This window comes from Arthrobacter sp. lap29, from assembly GCF_032458965.1.
Lineage (GTDB): Bacteria > Actinomycetota > Actinomycetes > Actinomycetales > Micrococcaceae > Specibacter > Specibacter psychrochitiniphilus.
Window position 1 is genome coordinate 1 of record NZ_JAUCEK010000004.1, and the last position, 26348, is coordinate 26348.

The 26348-nt window shown below is 54.3% G+C and carries 21 protein-coding genes; 11 read left to right on the plus strand and 10 right to left on the minus strand.

Translation table 11 applies throughout. The features are described from left to right. Positions 1 to 80: 80 nt before the first annotated feature. From RY113_RS07755 to RY113_RS07780, 6 genes are all read right to left on the minus strand, one after another. Entirely contained in the window at positions 81 to 341 is a 261-nt protein-coding gene (locus RY113_RS07755) for a helix-turn-helix domain-containing protein (RefSeq protein WP_315914126.1), read from the minus strand. 583 nt (positions 342 to 924) lie between these two features. Next, positions 925 to 1596, minus strand: a complete 672-nt coding sequence (locus RY113_RS07760; protein ID WP_315914127.1) for a DapH/DapD/GlmU-related protein — start codon at positions 1594 to 1596, stop codon at positions 925 to 927. A gap of 51 nt (positions 1597 to 1647) precedes the next feature. After that, entirely contained in the window at positions 1648 to 2865 is a 1218-nt protein-coding gene (locus tag RY113_RS07765; RefSeq protein ID WP_315914128.1) for a hypothetical protein, read from the minus strand. Positions 2866 to 2902: 37 nt separating this feature from the next. After that, entirely contained in the window at positions 2903 to 4063 is a 1161-nt protein-coding gene (locus RY113_RS07770; protein WP_315914129.1) for a glycosyltransferase, read from the minus strand. Next, entirely contained in the window at positions 4064 to 5245 is a 1182-nt protein-coding gene (locus RY113_RS07775) for a CDP-glycerol glycerophosphotransferase family protein (RefSeq protein WP_315914130.1), read from the minus strand. 569 nt (positions 5246 to 5814) lie between these two features. Further along, positions 5815 to 6180, minus strand: a complete 366-nt coding sequence (locus RY113_RS07780) for a transposase (protein WP_315914131.1) — start codon at positions 6178 to 6180, stop codon at positions 5815 to 5817. Between the two features lie 575 nt (positions 6181 to 6755). Here RY113_RS07780 and RY113_RS07785 point away from each other — a divergent pair. The 5 genes from RY113_RS07785 to RY113_RS07805 all read left to right on the plus strand — a co-directional run bounded on the left by RY113_RS07785 (position 6756) and on the right by RY113_RS07805 (position 13204). Further along, on the plus strand, positions 6756 to 8246 hold the full coding sequence (locus RY113_RS07785) for a polysaccharide biosynthesis tyrosine autokinase (RefSeq protein WP_315914132.1): 1491 nt from the start codon (positions 6756 to 6758) through the stop codon (positions 8244 to 8246). 100 nt (positions 8247 to 8346) lie between these two features. Further along, positions 8347 to 9801 (plus strand): sugar transferase, encoded by a 1455-nt coding sequence (locus RY113_RS07790; RefSeq protein WP_315914133.1) that lies wholly within the window; start codon positions 8347 to 8349, stop codon positions 9799 to 9801. A gap of 252 nt (positions 9802 to 10053) precedes the next feature. Continuing rightward, positions 10054 to 11844, plus strand: a complete 1791-nt coding sequence (locus tag RY113_RS07795; protein ID WP_315914134.1) for a DUF4012 domain-containing protein — start codon at positions 10054 to 10056, stop codon at positions 11842 to 11844. Positions 11845 to 12017: 173 nt separating this feature from the next. After that, complete coding sequence (locus RY113_RS07800) at positions 12018 to 12644, plus strand: LPXTG cell wall anchor domain-containing protein (protein ID WP_315914135.1); 627 nt, start codon at positions 12018 to 12020, stop codon at positions 12642 to 12644. A 101-nt stretch (positions 12645 to 12745) separates the two neighbouring features. Next, complete coding sequence (locus tag RY113_RS07805) at positions 12746 to 13204, plus strand: VanZ family protein (RefSeq protein ID WP_315914136.1); 459 nt, start codon at positions 12746 to 12748, stop codon at positions 13202 to 13204. A gap of 47 nt (positions 13205 to 13251) precedes the next feature. Here the strand turns inward: RY113_RS07805 and sufU are convergent, their stop codons facing one another. The 3 genes from sufU to RY113_RS07820 form a co-directional block, all read right to left on the minus strand. Next, positions 13252 to 13713, minus strand: a complete 462-nt coding sequence (gene sufU / locus RY113_RS07810) for a Fe-S cluster assembly sulfur transfer protein SufU (RefSeq protein WP_110104588.1) — start codon at positions 13711 to 13713, stop codon at positions 13252 to 13254. After that, a complete protein-coding gene (locus RY113_RS07815) occupies positions 13710 to 15029 on the minus strand; it encodes a cysteine desulfurase (RefSeq protein ID WP_315914137.1) in 1320 nt (439 codons plus the stop codon). Before RY113_RS07815 ends, sufU begins: the two co-directional genes overlap by 4 nt. A 127-nt stretch (positions 15030 to 15156) precedes the next feature. After that, positions 15157 to 16128, minus strand: a complete 972-nt coding sequence (locus tag RY113_RS07820; RefSeq protein WP_315914138.1) for an acyltransferase — start codon at positions 16126 to 16128, stop codon at positions 15157 to 15159. A gap of 197 nt (positions 16129 to 16325) precedes the next feature. On the opposite strand from RY113_RS07820, the gene RY113_RS07825 reads away from it, so the two are divergent. Both RY113_RS07825 and RY113_RS07830 read left to right on the plus strand, forming a co-directional pair. After that, entirely contained in the window at positions 16326 to 17639 is a 1314-nt protein-coding gene (locus RY113_RS07825) for a UDP-glucose/GDP-mannose dehydrogenase family protein (protein WP_315914139.1), read from the plus strand. Between the two features lie 346 nt (positions 17640 to 17985). Continuing rightward, complete coding sequence (locus RY113_RS07830; RefSeq protein ID WP_315914140.1) at positions 17986 to 19695, plus strand: right-handed parallel beta-helix repeat-containing protein; 1710 nt, start codon at positions 17986 to 17988, stop codon at positions 19693 to 19695. A gap of 91 nt (positions 19696 to 19786) precedes the next feature. On the opposite strand, the gene RY113_RS07835 is transcribed toward RY113_RS07830, so the two are convergent. Continuing rightward, a complete protein-coding gene (locus tag RY113_RS07835) occupies positions 19787 to 20728 on the minus strand; it encodes a glycosyltransferase (protein WP_315914141.1) in 942 nt (313 codons plus the stop codon). A gap of 434 nt (positions 20729 to 21162) precedes the next feature. On the opposite strand from RY113_RS07835, the gene RY113_RS07840 reads away from it, so the two are divergent. The 4 genes from RY113_RS07840 to RY113_RS07855 are packed head-to-tail and all read left to right on the plus strand — an operon-like array spanning position 21163 to position 26340. Continuing rightward, positions 21163 to 22488 (plus strand): hypothetical protein, encoded by a 1326-nt coding sequence (locus RY113_RS07840; protein WP_315914142.1) that lies wholly within the window; start codon positions 21163 to 21165, stop codon positions 22486 to 22488. Next, positions 22473 to 23930, plus strand: a complete 1458-nt coding sequence (locus tag RY113_RS07845) for a polysaccharide biosynthesis tyrosine autokinase (RefSeq protein ID WP_315914143.1) — start codon at positions 22473 to 22475, stop codon at positions 23928 to 23930. Before RY113_RS07840 ends, RY113_RS07845 begins: the two co-directional genes overlap by 16 nt. A gap of 2 nt (positions 23931 to 23932) precedes the next feature. After that, on the plus strand, positions 23933 to 24829 hold the full coding sequence (locus tag RY113_RS07850; protein ID WP_315914144.1) for a hypothetical protein: 897 nt from the start codon (positions 23933 to 23935) through the stop codon (positions 24827 to 24829). Positions 24830 to 24834: 5 nt separating this feature from the next. Then, complete coding sequence (locus tag RY113_RS07855; RefSeq protein ID WP_315914145.1) at positions 24835 to 26340, plus strand: lipopolysaccharide biosynthesis protein; 1506 nt, start codon at positions 24835 to 24837, stop codon at positions 26338 to 26340. Positions 26341 to 26348 lie beyond the last annotated feature (8 nt).

Below are 26348 nucleotides of genomic sequence, written 5' to 3' on the forward strand. Positions count from 1 at the left end.
CTCTATTATATCGAATAACGGGCAAAATTAACAGGCTTTTATCAAGAAAAACCCCGAAAAATCAACGAACCCCGAACCCGTCACCAGAGCGTGTCCAGAGTCCTGAGGACCGGATCCGTCTCGATCTTGCGTGCCTGCGGACGGCTACGCCGACGCTCAGCAGCACAGTCCGCGCTCACCGGCCGGTAGCCACGGGTCTTCGTCGAATTCCGTCCACGCTCCCGCCAAATGATCGTGTGGTCCCGGCCAAGGTCAACACCGATCTGACGATCCGTCTTGCCAGCCAAGATGCTGACGGCGATGTCCGCCCGATCCGAAAACGACAACGGTCTACGACCCACCAGCAACTCCTCTACTCAACCAACTTGTTGCTTCGAGGGTATGACACCGCCGATCCTCCGGTGCCTCAAACGCTCTCTTGCACGGGAAGTATTTCACATGCTGTCCAATCCGCAACCGGTCATCCATGGCAAGGAACTACGCGAATTCCGTCTGGAAATAGGGCTCAGCATCAGCACCGCAGCACGCCTTCTAGACTGCGAGCTCAACCGCTATCCCGACTCGAACGAGGCATCACCAAAGACCAAAAAAGAGCCCTTGAATACCAGAAATGGCTCACCGACTACCAGCAGTCACAACCGCTGAGAACAGTAGCTTGACAACTATAGGAGCATCAGTTGGTTAGTTTCTTTTGGGTCAAAGTGGCAAAAAAATGGTCAGGTCAGGGCTGAGGAAGGTCGCGTTATTCATGAGGGACTTGCGGTAGAAAATTCAGATATAGACAATCCGATCCTCGCCCAAGGCCCTGGCACCTCACAAAAGACTTTGCAGCCACGTGGCATGAATGCAAAAAAACAAACTGCATCCAGCGTTCGGTTCTCCGCCTGGCTGACAGCACGCCGGGCCCAACCCAACCCTTGAATATCAGCTGATAAGACGGGCAGGAACTCCCGCTAGCACAGAACCTTCAGGGAAACTTCGGGTAACCACAGCACCTGCACCAACAGTGCAGTGATTGCCTAGAACAACTCCATCCAAAACCACAACTCGATGGCCTAACCAACAACCTTCACCAATTGTTATTCCTCTACGCACCACAGAATGCGAACTCGCTCTCCCAATTTCATCAAGAACATGATTTTCGGCAATGAGAGTCACCCCAGATCCAAACTGACATCCTTCTCCGATCTCTATTTTACCTCCAACACCAATAATAGAGTTTGGACCAATATAGGTGCGCGAGCCGACCACTAGACCTTCCCCGGGGTTTGATGGATGAGAGGCGCACTGAATCCAAGCTCCTTCTCTAATAGTTACCGAGTCCCCTAATGTTATTCCTCGCTTTCCAAAAGCATTGATTATTGAATTATCTCCAATCACACAAGATGATCCCATAACAATATTCTTACCATACATTATAGAAACTCGCCGGCCAAAAAACATAGGAAACTTTGCGCTACCTATCCGAATGCGCCAAAGAAAGCCCCGCACGAAAGCCAGACCGCCTTTCCGTAAATACCAACCAATGAGGACACCGGTTTCAATATTCTCCTGCTGTGGCCTGTACCTACTCAGCATTCTCGATACTATATTCACAATCACTCACCTATCTAAATCTAAAATATGCATTAAACAAATATCATTCCTTCAGGAATGAACAACAACTGAGTAACTCTGCATCTCACTATTTCGCCGTGAATAGCGTAAATATGTAATAGCCACAAGTATCGCTTGGAAACTGCATGCCAAAAACTGTCCCCACACTGCGCCAACTAGGCCACCCAAATATAGCCCAATGAAGAATAATCCAACCGTAAGGACACTTCCAATCAATTGCAGCCCGAGAGTAGTCCTAGGCCAATGTACTCGTAGTCCCATAAAGAACGGCATACTAATTCCCAACGCAACTGTCTGCAGCGCAATAGGGATTAAAACTGATCGAGCTCCGTCCCAAGTTTCCCCTAGAACAAGCCGACCAATACCGTCAGGAATGAAGGCTAGAGCCAGGGTCCAAAAACCAGCGGAAATTGCAAGTAACAAGGACAGCCGAATGAGCCAAGAGGTCCGTCGCTTCACGTCTACTTGGTTGAGCAAAGGGGCACCAAAGGACGATACCGTACCAAGGAGAACAGTCAGTGGACCACTTAGCGTAGCGGCGCCACGGTACGAACCCGCCGCCGAAGGACCAGAAAGGCCGCCTATTGCTAGTCCCAAGGACTGGCTAGCTCCCCGCATTGCTACAAACTCCAGTAAAAAACGATGCCCGACATAATCCCGGGTGAAATAATAACGAAAAGTTCCGACAATTGAGGATTTCAATGGCACATAAAAAGTACCAACAAAAAACGATATGCATCCCGCTGAAGCCCAAGCGACCGCAACATTCCAAGCCTTCATTTCTCCTGATGGGACAATAATGCTAATACCCATCAAAAAAAGCACGGCAAAAAACAACCAAATAGAATCTAAAAGAAGCGCGATTCGCATACGCTGTTGGACAGCGCAGGCAAATCTCATTACCTCTTGGCCGACAAGAAAAGGTAACGCAACAGCAAAAGGTAGCAATGAAAGAAATATACTGGGAAAAAAATACTTGACGATAACAAGAAGACTAACAGCAACTGGAACAGCCATGATCGTAGCAAATTTGACAGCCCGCGCCGAAGATTTCCTCAAAACTTGGAACTCGCCCTTTGCTATGACAAGTTCTTGGCCAACAAATGACTGAAAAACTCCTATTAGGATTACAAAGACAATATAGGCGATGGCAAATTGACCGAACTCGCTAGCTGATAATAAAATAGCGGCCGCAAGAGTGGATCCGAAATTTGTAACACTTGATACAGCTTGGTCCAATGCACTCACTACTGCACTACGATATGAACGAGACTTCAAAGACCCACTATCCAAGATGACCTACCGGATACGGCCGAGTATTCAGTGCGCGAATATATTCGTTACGGATAGATTCAGTAGTCAAATCCCAGGTAATTGAATAGGACGGAATTTCAGGAGCGCTACAGCTAGTAATCATAGCCTGAGCCACTTTCAGAACTTCGTCGATTCCACCAGAAAGCACCTCGGTAACAGCATTTCCAAGCCACTCCTTGGAGCTCCCGCCATTTGCCAGGGAGACTACATGACAGCCACTGAATACCGCTTCCAAATCGACGAGACTCTGCACCTCAACCCAAGAACAATTTAGTAAAACGATACTAGATCGCATTCTATTCAAAACTTCTTCGTGGGGCAAGCCAGGAATCCAATTTAGAATGTCACAACTACGAACTAAATTTTCGAATTCCTCGACATATTTCCTCTCATTATAATTACGAGTTCCAATGAATGTTATAGGGACTTTGCGTTTGATAGCAGTTTTCGCAATATCTAATTGACGCTTCCTAGACTCAATTCTTCCGACTACTAAAATCCCGGTTCGATTTTCAACAACTGAGTATTCAAAAGCAGGCTTGCCATTAGGTGTAATAGTAGCATTACGGCCATGCCAACTAAATTCTGATATTATTGAATTGCGCTCAATATTTGATAGAAGGAAAATTCCGTCCGCTGATTCAAGCACTTTACAAATATTTGATCTCAATAGAATGCAATCCCTTAGGGCTTGTAGTCCACTCTTCGCTCGATGCGTAAAACTCGTGGAATCCGCTTGCCAAGTGCGTAAAAGGAAAACCGCCAATGAGCGTGTGTTTTCAGAAAGAAATGCTACAATCTTTTGCCCAGTTTGTAGACGCTGAGCTCGGCGCATCGATTCCACATATATTTTTCCATGGTGAATAGTGCTAATAAAAAATACGTGACCTGCAGCCAGTCTCGCAACGGCCAAAAACTCGAAGTTACGGTCCATATTGAAATAATGTACAATCGAATCTCTTCGAATAGCGAGGTTCGGCGAATAGGCTACAACCCTAACATCATCGCCTAAAGATTCGAGAACTTGAGCATAGTGCAGGGCTTGAATAACATCCCCGCCTTCTTTTGTAAATGCATCTCTTCGAAGGACAAGGTCGACGAGGAGCGGTTTCTCAGTATATAAGTTGGTCATTTAGAGTTTGCCTTGTCGATCTACTTCAATAGTTTTTATTTTTGCTTCTGGTAGATGCCCTTGAATACTTAGGAACTCTAATAGCCGAGCTGCTGGTTTATCAAGATTCACGACTCCGAATCGGGCCCTAGCGTCATCACGCAATTTTGATCCGGATGCTTTGCCCATAATTTCCGAAGAAAATAGACCTATATTGTTACTGGATTCAAGTTTGTGGCCTGGAAGCGAACACATCACATCCTCGGGGTAGAGTCCGCGAGACTCAGTGTATTTTTCTTCATCTGGCACTAAGAACCCAATCGGACGGTCCAACATTAGGTAGTCGATCCACACACTTGAATAGTCAGTTATCAGGCCGTCTGACGCACCTAGTAGTCCGTAGAGCGTCAGGCCCGCCTCGGCGATCTGGGAGTCGGACACCACATTCAGACCTTCAAATTCAATGTCAATGGCATCGAGCGGATGTTTCTTCGCCACAACTTGGATACCGTCCGACGCCAACCGCCCAAGTACATATGAGAAGTAACTTCTCAGGTCTTGTGAACCGCCGTCCTTCCACCCACCAACTAAACCAGTGCCCGTGGACGTTCGATAAGTTGGTAGCCATACAATAAATGGCTTTAGGGGATCGATTCCAATAAATTTGAGTGAGTCAATGGAATTCGTCGCCAAGAGCTGCTCCTGTCGCGGCAGCCCGAACATTAGTATTCCACTACTCGGTGTGCCCAATTCTTTTGCTCTATATTGGGCGAAAACTTGACTCGAACTTACGAAATAGTCTGCAGGAACTGTTGGCCGCTTACCCTCTCCACTGTGCCCCTCTTTCTTAGGTCCATCTCCGTGCCAAAGATTTACGAATACTTTACCTTGAACGGGTCTTGGATTTCCGTAAAGACCATGAGTGAAAAAGACGCATTTTGAAGTGAGAAATGCGTAATAGCCACGGAAAGAGCGTTTTGGTAGGAATCTCACGGATTCTTTGGGTGCTATATTAAGGATTTTCAAATGCGTGGAGGAAGGAGCATCTAACCATGCAAACGGTACCTCCAGACGAATAAGCTCTCGAGCAATTTCTACTGCATTACCCTCATCAGAAGGCCATCCTGTAACGACGGCGTGCTCACGTATCGGCGTAAGCCGAAGTAGGATCTCTGTGCATGAAACTAATGCATGTCTGATCATTTTCTTAATTGAATTTCCTTACGTTCGATAGCTTTTGTTCTGCACAACGTAACTGCTATTTTACAAAATGACTGTTATATATATGTATATATTTTCGTCCACAGGCTGATCATCAACTACAGTTATTCCTTCTATCCGGCCGAATAGGTAAAGATATTATGTTAGGATGTTCATAACTCTCTGCCCATAATTGTAAAGTTTTTGGTGGAGGCCATGTAGAAAAGATTCTCAGTTCGCTCAAGACGGATAAGTGTATTAGGATTTGAAATGCCGCGATTAGTGCCCTAGACGATCTGGCGAATTCCGTAAGCCAGATGGTGTCTGGACGGCTGGATCATCAAAGGTTCTTGAGTGTCATCTTCTCACTTTGCTCTGATCATTGACGAATTTTGTCTTTTAGCCTCGTTCTTGCATGAGGGGGACTTTCTGGTGGATCAGGGCTTACCGGCTGGCTGATTGTTCTGATTTTGGCATATGTGTGTGACCTTGTGGCGGGTGACGGTTCCATACCAGCCACGGTGGTGCCAGTTGTTGTTGTCTGGCACAGTATGGACGGTGGAGGGTCTCACTTATGTTGGGCTCAATGCCGTGCTCCGTTTCAGCCGCGTGAGCAACAGCTGCTCATCTGGTGCCGTGGAATCCAAGTGCAGATTGATCTGGCGGGCGTTGATGGCGATCGTTCCACCAATTTCAAAGAGCTTGGCCTGGAGTTTCTTGGGTTCCCAGCATCTGGCCTTCTTGCCGGCGATAGCAATCCTTGCCGTCCAGGTTAGGATCTCCGCGGCGAGTGACACTATGTGGCACCAGAGTTCGATGCCGGCGAATGATTTGAAGGGCAGGTTCGCGAGGCCAGTGTCATTGGCATTGCGAATTATGTCCTCACTGCGGTCCCGTAAACGGTGGCGGATTTCCAAAGCAGCGAGTGCCCCTATCACTGGTTCTTCGCGACAGCTGTGTACCGGTTCCCGTCGATATCCGAGATCCCCAACTACGCCCCGACCTGAAGGATTCCCATACGAACGATGACTCGCATCCCCTTCGGTCTTGAGGCGAGATCGGGCATCGCGCTGATGTCGGCGACCAATGCGCCCTGTCATTCTGTTCCGTCATTGTCGATGGCCCGTGTCCATACCTTCTTAGGGACCAAAGGGAGAACGTCGGCCACATCACCGTGGATCGGCCACCGAAGGACTTGGAGAAATTGTGTAATTTGGCAATGAGCCAGTCCAAGACACCATGCGTGCCTCCAGCGGAAACGGTGCGGACCATGACCTTTCGTCCTCACCGATACCCCTTGGGCAGCTTCTTCGAGTATTCTTTGGCGCCTTGGATAGGGTCGGCAGTTATGCTCGGGCCGGCATTGCCGGGACGAAGCAGCCTAGCAAGCTAGCACCTCGTGTCAAAGACACGGCTGGAATGCAGCTATGATAGGTCCGAATACATGGCAAAATCTAGTCTACAAACAGAATCTAGATCTGGCACCAAACAAGAGCACGTGGGGAATCTACACTTGGAACTTCTAGGCTACATACGGATTTTGCGGCGCAATTGGATTTTGATTGTTGCATTAACCATATTAGGTCTCCTTGTCGCTGTGTCAGTTAGCTTGCTCAGTACACCGCTGTACACAGCAAAGACACAACTCTTTGTCGCAACTCAGAATTCGGGCTCTGTCCAAGACCTGCAAACTGGTAACTCGTTCATCCAAGCACGCGTATCTTCATACGTTGTAACAACTACAACACCTTCAGTCCTCCAACCTGTGATCGACTCTTTGGGTCTGCAAGTTTCGTCCCAACAACTTGCCGATAGCATCAAAGCGAGCTCAGATTTAAAGACGGTCCTCATAACAATCAGTGTCAATGACAGCTCTCCCGTGCAAGCAGCAGCTGTTGCGCATGCCGTGGCTGTCAGTCTAATCGGAGCTGTCGACCGACTGGAAAAACCCTCAGACGGTGGCCCCTCGCCAGTGAAATTATCCGTCGTGACACCAGCAACCGCCCCCACCTCACCATCATCACCCAATCTCAAGATTAATCTAGCCTTGGGTCTAATTGTGGGGGTCGCATTCGGAATCACGGCCGCCCTGTTGCGCACGACTTTAGATACTAGAGTACGCAGTGAAACTGACCTTCGGCGCGTAACAGAATCACCGGTTTTGGGTGGCATTTCATTTGATCAGGAGGCAATCAAAAATCCTCTGCTAGATCAAGCCACGGGCCATAGCCGACGCTCCGAGTCCTTCAGACAACTCCGGACCAATCTCCACTTTGCTCAAGTCAGCAATAAAACCAAGACTATCCTTGTCACGTCATCACTACCAGGCGAAGGCAAAAGCACTACCGCTACCAATCTAGCAATTGCAATCGCCGAATCTGGACAGACTGTGGCGCTGGTAGATGCTGATCTTCGCCGGCCGACGGTAGCTAAATATTTAGGGCTTGAGGGTGCGGCTGGATTGACCACCGCATTGGTAGGAGATAGCAATATTAAGGATTTACTACAGCCTTGGGGCAATCACGAACTCCAAGTACTGACGTCCGGAAAAATCCCACCAAATCCCAGTGAATTGCTCGGATCCGATGCTATGTCCGCATTGATTAGAAGTCTAGAGGAACACTTCGATGCAGTGGTCATCGATGCACCACCTCTCCTCCCCGTTACTGACTCAGCGGTCTTGGCTCAAAAAGTGGGCGGTGTCATTATGGTCGTGGGTTGCCATTCAGCAAAACAGCAGGAAGTATCGAAAGCCTTGGAGACTCTCCAGCTTGTCGATGCCAATGTTCTGGGCATCGTGCTGAACCGGGTTGCCGTTAAAGGCCCGGATGCATACGCCTACAGTTACTACGGTTACAGCACAGCTCCCGAACGTCAGGATTCTTCATCGCGGAGCGACCGTCCTTCTTCCATTACCAACGCATCGGCCAATGCCGTTGTCGAGGAGGACGACTTTGACAGGATCTTGCGTGGCGCAGAAACACGTGCATCGCGTCGCGGTTAGATTTATTGAAAAACTTGGCAAGTTTGTTGCAGTAATATAAATGCACGAAAACTTCCATATTCTTAGAGTAATATCATTTTTTGATTAGTAAATATGCACTATGGGGAAACAATTGAATTCAGGAAACTGGCGTTATCGGTACACCCGCCGGATCAGCGTCATAGATGGACTGGTTGTGGCCTGGTCGGTGGTCGGAGCGCACCTTTTCCGTTTCGGTATGCACCCGGCTGAGGCTAATGCAATTTCAGGGGCGCCTGTTGCTTCTTATAACCTGGTGACTTTATTACTACCTTTTATTTGGTGGCTAATGCTTGGAGCTTGGGGTAGTCGGGAATCCCGTATCCTCGGAACCGGGGCTGAAGAATACAAAAGAGTAGTCGCAGCCAGCCTTTGGCTTTTCGGATCAATGGCGATTGTTGCATATGCACTTCAAATAGATCTTGCGCGAGGTTACGTGGGAACTGCCTTCCCTGTTGGAACCCTTGGCTTGGTTGTTGGCAGGTGGGTTCTTCGCCAGCACATTGGCTTGGAACGTAGCCGTGGAGGAAGCGCTTCGAAACTCCTCTTGGTAGGGGGTTCAGCGGCAATGGGACACTTGGTGTCCGCATTAATCAGCACACCGAGTGCTGGCTATTCTCCTATCGCTGGATATCTCACTGGAGATGATACGCAGCGTGTCGACGATGCCCCCGAACTGCAATTGGTATTTGGCCACCCGAGTGCGTCCAATATCCATAACGCTGCTGTCGCCGTTGGTGCAGATGCAGTCGCCATTACCACGGGTGTCCATCTGACTCCCCAAACCATGCGTCAGCTTGGCTGGGATCTGGCCGCCGCAAACATAGGCATGATTCTGGCCCCAGCATTGACAGATATCGCAGGCCCCCGCATCCATACCCAGCCCGTAGCCGGGCTCCCACTCATCCATGTTTCAACACCGAAACTTACAGGTGGCAAACGTGTTGCAAAACGTGCTTTCGACATCGTTGGTTCTGGATTGCTAATCATGGGCCTCTCCCCCGTCTTCGCAGCAATCGCACTTGCAGTTAGGATGTCAAGCCCAGGACCCATCTTGTACTTTCAGGAGCGAGTAGGCTTGCGGGGTTCCACTTTCAAGATGACCAAATTCAGATCGATGATACCTGATGCGGATCGCCAACTGGCTAGTCTATTAGTTGAACAAGGGTCAGCAGATGCACCCCTTTTCAAGGTGGAAAATGACCCACGCGTTACTCCGATCGGTGGAATTCTGCGGAAATACTCCTTGGACGAACTGCCCCAATTGTTCAACGTATTCTTGGGAAGTATGAGCTTAGTTGGACCACGACCTCAGCGCGATGGTGAAGTTGCACTTTATGATAAAGCCGCCCATCGCAGACTGTATGTCCAACCCGGGATGAGTGGCCTCTGGCAAGTCAGCGGTCGATCGAACCTGTCATGGGATGAAAGTATCAAGTTGGACCTGTATTACGTCGAGAATTGGTCCTTGGCAGCCGACCTAGTCATCCTCGTCAAAACATTCAAGGCTGTTTTTTTCAGCACAGGTGCCATATAGCAGATCTTGGCAGAAGATAGCCAAATCTCGATGGATTTCAATATTATTTTTCTCGCAGTGAGGGTTCACAGGATGACAGCTCCAACAATCGGCACGAGAGTCACAGACCCTCTACGCAGCATTGGATGTCCGTAAATAATGGTGCGCATAGCTGGTGTCAACAAGTCCATGAATAGTCCGGCAGCTGGCATGGGGCCACGTCGCCGGAGCGCGAAGACGACGCTGCTCCGGAAGAAGAGCCGGAAACAATTTTTGAGGTATAGTGCGGGCGCCCTTACTCTCGCTGTCCTGTTGGGTGGCGCCACAGCATGGCTCGGCTTCCGCGCCATGGAAATCAAAGACAACCTGGACGCCACAACCCAGTTGTTGCCGGTCCTCAAGAAAGAGCTACTGGCCAATGATGTTTCGAGAGCCACCGCCACCGTAAACTCGTTGGCGAATCATACGGCAGCTGCAAAGAAGGCCGGCACGGATCCTCTCTGGAAACTGGCTAGCGGGTTGCCTTGGATAGGTCCCAACTTGGCGGCAGCCTCGGAAGTGACCACAACAGCAGATGATGTGGTGAACCTAGCTGCGAAACCATTGGTGGGCGTATTTCAGTCCTTGGACTGGAAGGCGCTCACCCCAGTTGACGGAGCTGTGCAGCTTTCCCCCCTACAAAAAGCAGCCCCCAGCGTAGTTTCTGCTTCTAATTCAGTGGAGCTCTCCTACCAACGACTGGCCGGTATTGATCAGAAACCTCTACTTGCACAAATCTCAGAACCTTTGAATAGCGCTAAGGACCAGCTGGATGAGTTGCGTGGGCTGCTATCCACTGCTGCTGACGCTGCGGAACTAGTGCCTGCAATGATGGGCATTGATGGTCCACGGGATTATTTACTGCTGATTCAAAACAATGCAGAAGTCCGTGCCAGCGGCGGCATCCCCGGCGCTCTTGCCGTGCTCCATGCTGAGGATGGAAAGATTACTCTCACAAACCAGGACTCAGCCAGCGCCATGGGTACAATCAGCCCAGCCATCAAAGTGGATCCCGTGCAGGAGACCATCTTTTCCACGCGCATAGGCAACTACATGCAGGACGTCAACATGACACCTGATTTCCCCACTGCGGCCTCCACAGCCAGATCCATATGGCTGCAACGCCACCCTGGTCAAGTAATTGACGGTGTCATCTCCATTGACCCGGTGGCACTTTCCTTGGTGCTGAAGGCAACAGGTCCCATCACGGTGAACCCTGCCCTGCCAGAGGGTGCCAGCATTGGCGAACTACCCACCCAGCTGACTAGCTCCAATCTTGTTCCGGTGCTACTTTCTGAGGTTTATGCGCAGATTCAAGAGCCATTGCTCCAAGATGCCTACTTTGCAGAAGTTGCGAAGAAAGTCTTTGATACTGTGGCCTCTGGCAAAACTCCCGGGGATAAACTCGTTGAATCCTTAGCGACTGGTGTCAGTGACAACCGGATCCTGCTTTGGTCTGTGCGTGGAAATGAACAAGCCATCCTCAGTGATACAAATATTGGTGGCGCCATCTCGGGTCCCAGTGTGCCTGCTGCTGGCTTTGGTGTCTATTTCAATGACGGCACCGGCGCCAAGATGGACTATTACGTAAAACGTAAGGTGCAGCTAATCCAGCGGTGCCATGCAGGCGGTTATGCCCAGTACACGGCCAAAGTCACTCTGGCCAACACTGCGCCTGCCAACGCTGCCGAGTCACTTCCCGCGTATGTTACGGGAAATGCATTTTTTGGCGTGCCTATTGGCAGTGTGGCTACAAATGTTGTTGCCTACGGGCCCTCACAGGCCCGTGCCGAACAAGCCCGGGTAGATGGCAAGGCTGTTGGCATTGCCTCCTATACCCATGCTGAACGTCCAGTGGGGATTGTGCACGTGCAGCTAAAACCTGGCCAAACCCAGACCGTGGAAATTGATTTTTCCAAAGTTGTCCAGAATGGACAGGCACAACTGAACGTGACGCCCACTATTCAGGACACCAAGGACGTTATTTTGCCCGAACAGAAGGCTTCAGGGTGCACAGTAAACTAATGGTGCAGAAAAATGAAAACAACACCCTAACCTATCGATAAAACCGCACTAGCCAAAGGGTGAGACTTCATCCACTCGGTTGGTAAAGTCACACTCAAACTGATAATCTGACACTAAATCGGGGTCTCACCGGGGGAACCGCCGATACCTAATATGAATCTGGGGAACATACCTTGAAGAAAACTCTCATCAGCCTTGCCCTTGCGGGCGTCCTGACACTTTCCGTAGGAAGCGTTGCCGCTCAGGCCGCACCTTCCGACTCTTACCCGGCTGGCCCTCCGTCATCCAACGTTTCCACCGGAACCGTTGTTCCCGGTGAAGCTGTCATCTTTGCAGGCTCAGGCTTCAAGCCCGGTGAAATCATTGACATCACCGTTGTCCAGAGCAGCCCTGTAGCTGGCGGCGCTCTTGGCTCAATGGGTGGCGGCGTTTCAGCCTCCGTACCCATGATCATCAAGCCTGCTGCTCCGGCACCCACCACCACAACGGCTGATGCCAACGGCGGCTTCTCCACGGCCATCACCTTGGACCAGACGGGTACCTACACCCTGACCGCCACAGGCCGCGAATCAGGCGTTACTGTAAGCCAGGTTGTTAAGGTAGTTGCTGACAATGGTGCAGGATCCGGCGCCAATGGCTCAGGAAATGACGCAGCTGGCAACAACGATGGCGGCTTGGCCTCCACGGGTATTGATTCCAGCGTTCTGATCTGGTCACTGGTTGGCGTAGGCGCCTTGGGTGCTGGCGTTGGCACCGTGGTGGTTTCTCGCCGCCGCAACCGCGAATCCGCTAACGCATAAAGAACCACTGCGCTGCGGGGGTAACCCGCTAGCACTAAGGAAGGCCCGGAACCATTGGTTCCGGGCCTTCCTACTTTTATGGGCTCGCCTAGACTGATCATGTGAACACCTGGCGCCGCAAAGTGGCTATCATCCTTGTTGTGGGCTACTTTGTGGCCTTGGCCGCCATAGTGTTCTGGCCTACGCCCGTTGACCGGCCCGTTGGCGGAGAGCTGCTCAATTTCCTGCGCTGGCTACGGTCCTTGAGTATCCCCCAATGGATTGCCAGCTACACCACCATCGAGTTCACCGCCAACGTCATCATGTTCATCCCGTTCGGGATCATTGTGGCAGTGCGGCTGCGTCCCTACTTGTGGTGGCTGGCGTTGCCCGCTGGCGCGCTGCTTTCGACGATCATCGAACTCAGCCAGAACTACTTCTTGCCCGAACGCTTCGGGGACCCTCGCGATGTAGTTGCCAACGCCTCCGGTGCGTTGCTCGGGGCGCTGTGCGTTGCCCTGTTTCGGGTATCCAGGCCTGCGCAGCCACTAGTCCCGCCCGCCTCAGAGCTACCCACCTAAGCCAATGCGCTCGGCAAGACGCCCCGCCGGCGCTTAGGCTATCGGCCCTACAGGGTCTGGCTTAGGGCGTCCTCGGCAGCAACCCAGGCCAGCATGGCGCACTTGACCCGTGCCGGGAATTTTGAGACACCGGAGAGCGCCGCAGCATCGCCGAGGATCTCCTCATCAGCCACCAATTTCCCGCGTGAACGCATAACCTCGCGGAAACTCTCAATCAACGCAGCCACTTCCCCGCGGTCAAGCCCCACAACCATGTCACTGAGAATAGAGGCCGACGCCATTGAAATGGAGCAACCGTCCCCTGCCCAATGGATGCCTGAGACCTTTGAATCAGCCGTCTCTATCCGCAAGGTGATCTCATCCCCGCAGACAGGGTTGAGCTGGTGGCACTGGCCCACGTTGGCGGGTAGGTGCTGCCCATCAAGCTGATCGTTGCGCAGATCCCCGCCCCGCCGGGTCTTGGACTCTTCCAAAATGATCTGCTGGTACAGCGAATCCAACGCGCTCATACTGCTGCTCCTTTCACGCCAAAGTAGCTACGGACCCCGGCCACGGCGGCCAAGAATGCGTCCACTTCCCCGGTGGTGTTGTACAAATAAGTGCTCGCCCTGGTGGAGGAGTTCAAGCCTAAGCGGCGATGCAGCGGCTGGGCACAATGGTGACCCACGCGGACGGCGATGCCGGCAGCGTCAAGGAACTGTCCGACGTCGTGCGCGTGTACCCCGGCCACCTCAAAGGAGGCCAAGCCTGCGCGGGGAACGCCCGAGGGAGGACCTAGGACCCGGATCCCCTCGATACCTTCCAGCCCCTTCACCAGGCGCTGGCCAAGTTCCGCTTCCCAGGCATGGATACGCTCCATCCCGGTCTCACTCAGGTAGTTGCAGGCGGCAGCAAGCGCGGCAGCCTGGGAAATGGGCTGGGTGCCCGCTTCAAAACGCTGCGGGGCCGGCAGATAAGCGGCCTCCTCCATGGTGACAGTGGTGATCATGGAGCCTCCGGTCAAAAACGGCGGCATGGAATCGAGCAGCTCGCCGCGGCCGTACACGCCACCAATGCCTGTGGGGCCGAGCATCTTGTGGCCGGAAAACACGGCAAAATCAACGTTCAGGGCCTTGACGTCAAGGGGCAGGTGAGGTGCCGATTGGCACGCGTCCAAGACCACCAGGGCGCCCACGGCATGGGCCATTGCCGTCAGTTCCGCAACCGGGTTGATGACACCGGTGACGTTGGAGACGTGGGTGAAGGCAAGAACCTTGGTGCGTTCTGTAATAAGTGTTGCGGCGGCGCTCATGTCCAGGGTGCCGTCGTCGTGAATGGGGATGAAACGCAAAGTAGCCCCGGTGCGGCGGCACAGTTCCTGCCAGGGAATGAGGTTGGCGTGGTGCTCCATCTCGGTGACCAGGATTTCATCTCCGGTAGCGAGGGCGAACTTTTTGGCAGCCTCTGAAACGGCGCCAACACTAGCGTTGCCGAAGGAGTAGGCGATGAGGTTCAGCCCCGCCGTAGCGTTCTGAGTCCACACCAGCTCATTGTCTGCGGCGCCAATGAAGGCGGCCACCGTGCTGCGGGCGTCTTCGAAGACGTCAGTGGCCTCCACCGCCAAGGTGTGGGCGCCGCGGTGCACTGCAGAATTGCGCTGCTCGTAGTACTCCTGCTCGGCTTCCATCACACTGAGCGGGTTTTGCGAGGTTGCGCCGGAGTCCAGGTAGACAAGCGGCTTTCCATTGACTTGTGTCTCAAGGATGGGGAAGTCATTACGGATGCGCAGCACCTCTGTATCGTTGAGCGGGCCGTCGTGAGGATGGCTGGCAGATTTCAAGATCAAGACGGGCTACTCCCTATTGTCTACAACACCGGCCGGTTTGGGCTGGCACAGGACATGACGCAAATACGTCACATTCAACATCCCTAATTATCGCATTATTTGCTCTGTGTGGCACCTCAGGGGTGGCTTACCTGCTGCGGCTGGTTACGAGCCTTGCAGGATCAGGCGCTTGGAACAGCCACCTCACAGGAATGACTTGACGCCACTTGGACAACAGCGTGCAAATAACCAGCGAGAGGATCAGTCCCGGAATAGCAATCAGCCACACGTTGCCTAATCCCATGGCCTCCACCAAATAGAGCACGCACAAAATGATGGGAAAGTGGGCAACATAGTAGATCAGGGAGTTCCTGCCTACGAAGGCAACGGGACGCACCCACCGCGCCGCGGAGTACTTCTCAGTGAGGGTAATTGCTGCCACAATCCCCATCAGGCTAAAGAGAGCGAACTCCCCGCGATACGCCAGCTCAGTGCCTCTGGCGGCTGAGACAATCCCAAAGAGTGCAGCAACAGCACCGCAGTATCCCGCAATAGGCCACTGCGTGAGTTTTGCGAGAATATTCCGGTGTTGCATGGCCAGGTGTCCAGCGAAGAAGAATCCCGCAAAGTAAAGCAGTTTCTTGGCCAGCCCGTCCTCCAACGGGATGGAAGCCACTATCAGCGCAATGGGTGGCAGCCACGCGGGCAGTTTCGTTACTAGGGGCGCCACCATGTAGTAGCAGGTGATGTAAAAAAGGAACCACAAGTATCCTGTGGCAATCCATGCGCGGGGGCTTGATAACTCAAGACCGTGGCCATAGAGCACCATGTGCAGTCCGGCCCAGAGTAGGTACGGCCAGAGGAGCGCTTTGAACTTCCCCACGTAATATATCTTCAGCCCTTTGCCCATGGAGCGGGTCAGCAACAGCCCTGAAAGAAACATGAGCGTTGGCATTCTCAAGGGGAGGAAGAAGTTATTTACGGCTTCGAGCCACAGTGGCATCTCATAGCCAAAGAGTGCCGGAATGGCTGGTGCATGCCAGATAAGTACGAGAAGAATGGCTAAACCCCGCAGAGTATCCATCCATTGGAGCCGTGTACCTGCCTGCGGAACACTCATCAAGTCCCCTCCCCTGGTGTGACCCACCGTGCATATCCGAAGCCTAGTGCAGCACCTCTTCCTTAGCGAGCACTTCCTAGCTCTGCTGCTTGGCTCTGCTGCCGCCCACTTCTTTCCACCACTTAGCCGCGCACCATGGCCTACACTGGCCCTGACATCAGAGGGCAGTATTCCTTTGCAAGGCTAAAGGGGTTTCCATGCAAATTTCAGTCATTGGTTGTGGCTATCTTGGCGCGGTTCATGCCGCCTGCATGGCCGATCTAGGGCACACAGTGGTGGGGGTGGATGTTGACGTTACTAAAGTTGATGCCCTCAATGCCGGAATTGCCCCGTTTTTTGAACCAGGCATGCCGGAAATGCTCGCTGACGCACTCGCCTCAGGCAGGCTGACTTTCACTACGGACATAGCCGCCGTCAAGGATTGCAAGGTTCACTTCCTCACTGTTGGAACGCCCCAGCGCAAAAACGAGAAGGCCGCTGACCTCACATTTGTCAACGGCGCCATCGAAGCATTGCTCCCCCACCTGCTCCCGGACGCCATTGTGGTGGGAAAATCCACGGTTCCGGTTGGCACAGCGGCACGCCTGAGCGATCAGATCCAGGAAAGCTGCCCCGATGCTATTCTGATCTGGAACCCAGAGTTCCTCCGGGAGGGCTTTGCCGTCTCAGATACCCTCTCCCCCAACCGCCTGGTGTACGGCATCCGGCCGGGCCACGATGAGGCCACCTTGGTCCTGGATGAAATCTACGCATCAGCGCTTCACGCAGGAGTGCCCCGCATCATCACTGACTTCGCCACAGCGGAACTGGTCAAGGTTGCCGCCAACGCTTTTTTGGCCACAAAAATCTCCTTCATCAACGCTATGGCCGAAGTGTGCGAGGTTTCCGGGGCTGATGTTGTCCAGTTGGCTGATGCCATGGGCCACGATCCCAGAATTGGCAGGAAGTTCCTCAATGCAGGCCTGGGCTTTGGCGGCGGCTGCCTGCCCAAGGACATCCGAGCGTTCATGGCCCGGGCCGGTGAGTTGGGCGCTGACCAAGCGCTGACGTTTCTGCGGGAGGTTGACTCCATTAATATGCGCCGCCGCTCCCGCACCGTCGACCTGGCCCGGGAGGTCTGCGGTGGCAGCCTGCTGGGGAAAAGAATTGCCGTCCTGGGGCTCGCCTTCAAACCCAATTCCGACGACGTGCGCGACTCCCCCGCACTGAGCGTGGCTGCCCAATTGCAACTTCAGGGCGCCTCCGTGGTGGCCACCGATCCCAAAGCCGTGACCAACTCCGCCAGACGGTTCCCTGACCTTGTTCTGACGGAGTCCCTAGAAGAAGCCGTCCGTGATGCCGATGCCATCATGGTCCTCACCGAATGGCAAGAGTACGTTTCCATGGATCCTTATGAACTGGCCGGCCTGGTTGCCACGCGGACCATTGTGGATGGACGCAATTGCTTGGATCCGGAAAAGTGGCGCTCGGCAGGCTGGACATACCGCGCCTTGGGACGTCCTCAGCTATAGCGCCGAAAGTCAGTCCTGCAGCGCAGCTACAAGTGCGCGACCCACAGGTCCATAAACCACCTCAGCTGCGCTAGATGTGAGTGTGATGGATAACAAATACGTCTCTGTGTGAACAATCACAAAACCTCGCCTGACATGTGATTTGAACCACTTTGATTCGTCACAAAATGACCCAAAGATGCCTGCAACAGGGGGATGCCTCAATACAAAACCCCTACTTGGTACAAATGGCACACAATGATGCTTATACCCGAAAGTTACGGCCAACAACACCCATTAACTTGGGTGATTAATAACAATAAGGTTACGATCATTACCGTCGCCTTCCCCCCAGCTAAGGATTTTCATGCACAGCCCTGTTCCAAACCGCCGATTTACCGCGCGCAAATTCACTGCCGCAGCTGCCACAGCAGCTGTTGCAGCCGCCGCGCTACTTGGCGGAAGTGCCACCGCAATGGCGGCCACCTCCACAGTGACCGCCACAGATTCCTTCAACAGGAGCGTATCTAGTGGTTGGGGCGCAGCCGATTCCGGTGGCACCTGGATAGCAGCCGGCGGCCAGACTCTAGTCAACGGCAGCAGCGGAAATCTTGTGATCAAAAACGGCCAAGGATTCTCCAACTCACTCTCCGGCTTCAGCTCCCGCACCAGTGATACTCAAATTGCATTCTCAATGAACAAGCTGCCCGTGGCCGGTGACATGTACATGTACATCACCCCCCGCCAGGCCGGCAAAAACGAATACCGCCTCAAGGTCAAGGTCAGCCCCAACGGCGCCGTGCGTTTTGACGCAGTGCGTATTGTCAACGGCGCTGAAACACTACTGCAGAGCGCAGCAGGCGGCTTCACGGCAAAAGCCAGCGGCACCATCAATGTCAAGGTTTCCCTGAAAGGTCTGGACAAGACCACACTGAGTGCCGTTGTCTGGCCCTCAGGTTCACCGCTACCTGCCAACCAGCTCACCGTCACTGACTCCACCGCAGCACTTCAGACCACTGGCACCGTAGCCTTGGGCGGGTACCTCAGCGGCAGCGCCACGAACGCGCCCATCACCGTGCGTTATGACAACCTGAAGGTTTCCGGCAGCACCGAAAACAACACAGCCCTGCCAGGCATTCCCAGCCTCGATCAGGGGCGCGATTCCCTGGTACCGGGTGCGTACAAGCCCAGCGAAAGCACTACAGGGGTTCTCTCCGGTACGGCACTGAAGCCGTACAACACCAGTGGCGCCCCCCTGATCATCACCCAGGACGGAACAGTTCTGGACGGTATGGAGATCTGGGGTGACATCAAGGTCCGCGCTGCAAATGTCACCATCAAGAACAGCCGTCTGCACGGCGGAGTGGAAATCCCCAAGTCCAACACCGGTGTGGTGGATGCCAATGACGCCAAGGTCAAGAACCTTGTGGTGCAGGATTCAACCATCATCCCGCAGAGCCCTTCCTACTACCGTGATGGCATTGTCGGCCACGACTACACGGCGCTCCGCAACCACATCAAGGGCACCAATGACGGTCTCGGCATCTTCAACCGTCCCACCGGCCCGGCGGCAGCCAATGTCACCGCCAAGGGAAACTACATCCATGCCTTGACGTACTGGAGTAAAGACCCCGCCCACAAGGACGGCACCCACAATGACGGTATTCAGCTCCAGGGTGGAGAGAACATTCTAATCTCCGGCAACAACATTGTTGGTGATGTGGTTCCTGGAAAGGGCAGCGCCGCCCCGGTACGTGGCCTCTACACCACCACGGCAATGTTGCTGCAACAGCATGTCACCAAGCTCAAGAATGTTGTTGTTGAACAGAACTACGTTGATGGCGGCTTCACCAGCATCACCATCGATCACAGCGCCAACAAACAAAGCCACATTGACATCACTGTGCGCAACAACTACTTGGGCCACAACCAATACGCCTGGGACGGTGCTAAGTACCCCATCCGCGTTGTGGACCGCGCTGCCAGCACGGTGACCGGGCTTTCCACCAACAAGTGGGCGGACACCAAAACCCCCTTGACCGAGGGCACCAACAAGGGCATTTACTTCAACAAGTAACGTTGCCTGGGCCAGCAATGGCACCACCTAAACGGTTCCGGACGTGTTTATTTCACGACCGGGGCCGTTTTGGCGTTATGCACCCCGGCCTCTACTGACGCGGGTGGCGGCGGTACTCACTGTAGACGTACCCGAAAGCCCCTGAGAGCATGCCCAACCCTCTGGCGACGGTCCGCATCCCCTTGGCCCGGTGGCTGATGCGCCTCACTGCAACTCCTGCAATGTAGCGCCCGCCTCCGCCTACCAGCCGTACTCCGCCGAGCCCGGCCAGCCGCACCCGGGCGGAGATTCGCTGGAGTGGGCCCGGGGCAAGTTCAAGGCAAACCCGTGCCCAGGAATTACCACTGCGCAACGCCCTTCTGAGCACCCAATCAGTGGTGAGCCGCCCTTCCGGCACCCTGTCAATCACTACTGCTTCATCGCACCACACCATTTTTGCCCCATGCTTCACCAGCTGCCGGGTAAACAAAGTATCTGATCCGCCACTGAGCCCAAGCCGCTCATCAAACTCCAGGCCCAATTTGCGGATGGTGGCTAGATCCAACAGCAGATTGTTGGTGGCGGCGACACTCAGCCGGGTACCGGAGGCCATTCGCCTGCGAGTAAAAAATTCTCCCGCCTTGATCCACTCTGAGGGTTCGTGTGCGTATTCAGATAGCACCGGCCCAGCAACAGCAGTGGCTCCTGTGCTCCGCTGCACCTCCAGCAGCTGGTTGAGCCAGTTCTCCACCGGAACCTCGTCATCATCAATAAACACCAATAGGTCTGCACCGGAGGATTCCATCAATGCCCGGTTGCGGGCGGCCGAGATTCCTGGCTTGGTTTCATTGACATAACGTAACTTGGCCGTTGCCAGATCTTGGACACTTTTGCGGGCGCTGCCTTGGGGATCATTGTCAACCACCAGCACGGTGGCTTCCATGGTGGCTGAATCAGCCTGCTGCAACAGCCTAGGCAAGGCAAGTTGCAGATCCTCAGGGCGCTGATACGTCAAGACGGCAATCACCACTGAAGGGTTGGCTGGTGCCTCCACTCGCTTCTCCTCATCTTGCCGGGGCCACTGTAGATCATTCCCTCGGATGGAACGTGCATCACGGTTTGTTACAGCTCTATCATGCAGGGAAGTCTCCGGGCAATGCCCCTTCTCTGGTGACGAAATTGCCACAACAGCACCAACTGCTTCATCTGAGCGTAAACCCCAAAGTGGTGTGCTAGGCTCGCCGTATTCTGGCTCAATCCGGTAAACGCAGCGTATGGAGGGTCCGCAATGATCACTGCTCTCAGGGCTTTGTGCACCAAGCTCCTCCGTGATGAAATGTTGGCATCCAGCGCTGCCCTGTCAGTACCCGCAGCCTTCACGGTAGCTAGGTGATGCCGGTTGCGGCGGTCTACATGCCCGTCATCAAGGTTCACTGAGCCCTTTCCGTCTCTCCAACAACTCAGCGGGCAACGTGCGGGGTCAACCCCATGACCGAATCCCTTATTCGCACGCCGCTTCTTCTGGGAACTGCCCTCGCAGCGCTCTTGATCCTCGTGTTCTTTTTCAGGCGGTCTCCAAAATCCATGATGACGGTATGGGCCGCCACACTTTTTTGCGTGCCCATTTGGCTGGGCGCACAGGTGGGTGTTTTCTATTCAGCCATAACCGTTGTCACCCTGTTGGTCATTGCGTCATCGTCAGTGCATGGATTCCGATTTTCCGTAGTCGATTTTCTTGTTGGTTCCTTCGCCACCTTGGTGATTCTGGGGTGGGCTCTGGGTTGGGTTCAGTGGGGCCACCTGGTGATTGTCTGCTGGGGGTGGATGATCCCTTACATGGGAGGGCGGCTCATGCCCTCCCGCGTTAACCCCCAATGGATTTACAGCTGCATTGCAACGGGGGCATTGGCAGCGTCCTGTTTGGCCATTGCCGAGTTCCTGAGCGGGAAGAATCTGTTCGTGTTAATCAAACTGAACAACAATCTCTACCAGGCCTGGCACACCTTGCGCTATCGAGGGGGCGAGCTCAGGGTAGAAGGAGCCTTTGGGCAATCCATTGCCCTTAGCGCCAGCCTGGCGATGTGTTCGGTATTCATCCTTGTGGTGTGCTGGCCACAGTGGTTGAAGCTGCTCTCATTGCTGATCCTTGCCACGGCGGTAGGGCTCACCTTTAGCCGAATTGGGATGATAGTTCTGCTCTTGACCCTTGTCATCGGTTTACTCACCTTGCACCGAGAAATGCTGCCGGCGTTTCGCTGGAAAGTGGCCGGCCTTTTGGCTGCTGGTTCCCTTGTTGGCCTTCCGCTGCTGGCTGAAGTATTTTCCGCCGCCGGTAGCGAAGCCACGGGAAGTGCCGCTTACAGGGGGGAAATATTTTCCCTCTTCGATACGGCTTCCTTCCTGGGTTTGGCGAAGAGTTGGACAGCAAGTGCGGATGGAAAGATCTACTACGGTACTTTCCAATCAATTGACAGCGAGCTGGTCCTGACGGCCCTGCGGTTTGGACTCATCCCAGTGTTCTTGCTGATTGGCGCAATAATTTGCTGTGTTCTCACGGTGATGTTTAAGCGGGCCACCCCGGCAGCGGTGGCAGTGACCGGCATGATCCCAGCCTTCGCTACCGTTGCATTGATCACTCAGTACGCAACGCTGGCATGGTTTCTGGCGGGCTTGGCGGTGGCAACATATCCCCGTGCAGTAACAACTCTGGGCGCCGGAGCCCTCGCACTGACCACGCACACCCGCCCAAGCACCGCCACCACCACCGCCCCCCTGAAGGTTTATGGAGAGGAAGCACCATGGCTTCGATCATGACAGCAGGCACGGCGCGTTCAGCACGCATTATGCCCACCCTAGCCAAACGTTGGTATGTGGTGCTGGTGGCCGTTGCAGTGGCTGCGTTAGCCGCGTTTGCGCTGTCATTTACGGTGACACCTGTCTACACCTCCAGCACAACGCTGTTCTTTTCATTGCGTAGCGCTGGTTCAGCCACTGATATCAATCAAGGCTCCGCGTACACGCAAAACCAGATGCTCTCCTTTGCCCAGCTAGCGTCCTCATCCTTAGTTTTGGATCAGGTCCTGAAGGATCTTGGCCCGGCAGCCACTAAAGAGAACATTCGTCGCAGCATGAGTGTTTCGGCCCCCCAAAACACGGCTATTCTCGATATTTCAGTGGGGACCACTAACCGGGAGCTCTCGGCTAAGACAGCCAACAGCATAGCCAAGAACTTGACGGCTGCGGTGACCAAGGTTTCTCCCGATGAAAGCACCAAGCAGGGCGGAATTGTTGTCAATGTTATTGAACCTGCCGTCCCAGCACAGTTCCAGTCATCGCCCGATAAGCGAAAAAATGCCCTGTTGGGCGGCATGTTTGGTGGAGCTCTTTCTATTCTTGCCATTGCTCTGACGGTGATGCTGGATACCAGAGTCCGTTCCACCGCTGTTCTCAAGAGCATGAGCGACCGCCCACTGCTGGGCACAGTAGCGCAGAACCGGGCCAGTAATGACTCCCGGCCTGTGGCCTTGCGGGCACCAAACGGTTCCGCCACGGAAAGATTCCGCCAGATCAAAGTGGGGTTGAGATTTGCGGCGGCAAGCCATCAGATGAAAGCCATCGCCATCACTTCTGCCATCCCCTCAGAAGGCAAAACGCTCACGGGCCTGAACTTGGCAATCATCATGGCCGAAAACAAGGACCGGGTCCTGCTCATTGACGCGGATCTGCGCCGGCCAAGCGTGGCAGGATCTCTGGGATTTGAAGGCGCCGTGGGGCTGACAACGGTATTGGTTGGAGACGTGAGCTTCGATGACGCGGTCCAGCATTTGGGATCAACGTCTCTTGATGTCCTCGCCGCTGGTGCCATCCCGCCCAACCCAGCCGAACTGTTGGGCTCTGAACCCATGCGCCTCCTGCTCGAAGAAGCCAAAGCGAAGTATGACGTTGTCTTAGTGGACACCGCGCCGGTGCTGGCTGTTGCCGATGTGGCCGTCATTGCACAGTTGGTGGACTCGATTGTCTGGGTGGTCGATTCGCGAAAACTGCATCAGGCCCAACTTGACCAGGCGTCAGAGGCCCTCGACGCCACGGGTGCACACGTGGCGGGAATTATCCTCAACCGTGTCAAACCGCTGCGGCTACACGATGTCTATTACACGGAGGGGAAAGGCGAGCCAGCTCACCTCGAGAAGACCCGTGTCCCGCACAGTGTTGTCTCTGACAGCAGCCGGGCTCACATTTCACAGGGAACAGACTAGCCATGTCTGCACTGGCCCATGAAGTGTTGGGTTTGCTGAGCAATCCCGCGCTCATTGCCGTCACTGACAAGCACCATGGCTTGGGAAACCGGATCAGGGCCGTGCTGGGTGCCCGGATCCTTGCCCGTGCTGAAGGGCGTGCTTTTGCTTATACGTGGCCCGTGGGAAAGATGTTTGGTGCCGCGTTCAGCGAGCTCTGGGATTTTCAGGAACCCTTGGTGAGCACGGCAATATCACGCCTAGTTTCCCCGTGCTTTCCCTATAAAGACAACAAGCTGCTCTGGCTCAATGCCGCGGCCAGGGCCCAGCGTGTATGGCAAATACGTACTGCTCACGCACTGCTACTGCCGCCTGACTGCACGCCGTGGGAGCAGGAGCTGCGAGCGCTGAGCCCCGCCGAAGCTGTGCGTTCAAGCATCCAGTCCGCCTTCGCGGATGGCCCCAGCGGTGTTCCGTTCATTGGGGTCATGATCCGCACCAATAGCAACGCTCATCAGGAAACACTCAAGCATTCGCCCTTGGAGTGGTACCTGCACCGCATGCGGGAGATCCGGCAATGGTGGCCAGAAGTACCTTTCTACGTTTCCGCTGACACACCCGAGGCCTTCGCCGAGGTACAAAAGCATTTCTCTCACACCCACGGCAATGCCAACAAGGGGCCTTACAACAGTAAGCCGGCGCTCTCCTCCTCCGTTGTTGATGTGTACATGCTGGCAGCGGCCACTCATGTGCTGGGCCCCCATTATTCTTCTTTCCCGGAATTGGCGCAGCGCCTTGCCGGTCCGGAACTACGTTTGGAAACCTCCCAAACCCCTACAGCCACCAGGCTTACGGACCGTACCGGGCTGTCCACCCCGGCTGATCCGCTAGTGCCGTACGTGCGCAGCCGGTTGGGGTGAGGGCTGTGGAACCACGAGTTGAGGAAAGCGGCCTGGGAGAAGGTCTGGGCCAAGGACAGGGACTGGGCCGCCGGGCCGTTCACGGTGCAGCCGTCACCGTGGTGGGTCAAGGAGCCAAGGTCCTGCTCCAAACATTGTCAGTTATCATTTTGGCCCGGTTGTTGAGCCCCAGCGATTACGGCTTGTTCGCCATGGTCATGGCCGTAGCGGGAGTTGCGGAGATCTTCCGGGACTTTGGCCTCTCACAGGCAGCTGTCCAAGCCAAAACGCTGTCCCGGGAACAGCGTGATCAGTTGTTCTGGATCAACACCGCTATTGGTGTTGTTCTTGCCCTGAGCGTCTACTTCGGGGCGTGGCTCATAGCCGCCTTCTTCAGACACGATGAGCTGGTTCCCTTGATCCAGGCGCTCTCACTGGTGTTCTTGGTCAATGGTGCTGCCACTCAATTCCGGGCAAGCCTGACGCGCTCTCTGCGCTTTACGGCCTTGGCTGTGATTGATTTCCTCTCAACCGTGGTTGGGCTGGCGGCTGCTATTGCCTTTGCTCTTTCCGGGTTCGGTGTTTGGTCTCTTGTCCTTCAAGTGCTGATCTCCTCACTGGTTGTTTTACTAGCCTCAGTGATCTGTTCCCGCTGGCTTCCCGGACGGCCCAGGCGTGGCACCCAGATAGGTGGTTTCCTGCGTTTCGGCTGGCACATGGTGGCAACCCAGGTTGTTACGTATGTGGGAAATAACGCCGACACCGTGACAATTGGGTTGGTGTTTGGTGCTGCCCCGCTTGGTAACTACAACCGGCCCTATCAACTGGTCATGAACATTGCCAACCAGTTGCGCAGTCCTATCTCCAATGTGGCCATTCCTGTCTTGTCCAGGTTGCAGGATGCCGGCGCTAAGTACTGGGAGTTTGCACGGGTGGGCCAACTTGCCCTGGGCTACACACTGGTGGCTGGTCTTGCCGTTGCCACGGGGGCGGCCGTCCCTATCACTGACATCCTTTTGGGGCATGAGTGGGTGGCCTCAGCACCCATTTTGAGCATGCTCTCTGCCGCCGCCATCTTCCAGACGCTGGCCTACTTTGGCTACTGGATCTATGTCTCCAAGGGCATCACTAAAGCCCTGTTCAAGTTCAATTTGGTGGGCGTTGGGGTCAAGGTGGTATTTCTGGTGGTGGGTGCTTTTTGGGGCGTCAACGGTGTTGCGGCGGGGTACCTGATTTCCACGTTCTTGAAGTGGCCGCTCTCGCTGTATTGGATTGCTCGCTCAGTGGAGCAGGTGCCCATCAGAATGTTCGTGACGGGGTTCTTGCGCATGTCAGCCCTGGCCGGGCTAGGCGCCGCAAGCGCCTTCCTGGCAACTGTATTACTGGCCAACCAAGGCAGGTGGGCCCAAGTGCTGGTGGCGATGGCCGCAGCCGTACTTGTTTATGCCCTGGGACTTTTTGTCCCGGCGGTGAGGCGGGACGTGGCGGATCTGCTCTCCGCAGCTAGTAGATTGCGCAAGAAGCAGTTGTAAACGCGCAC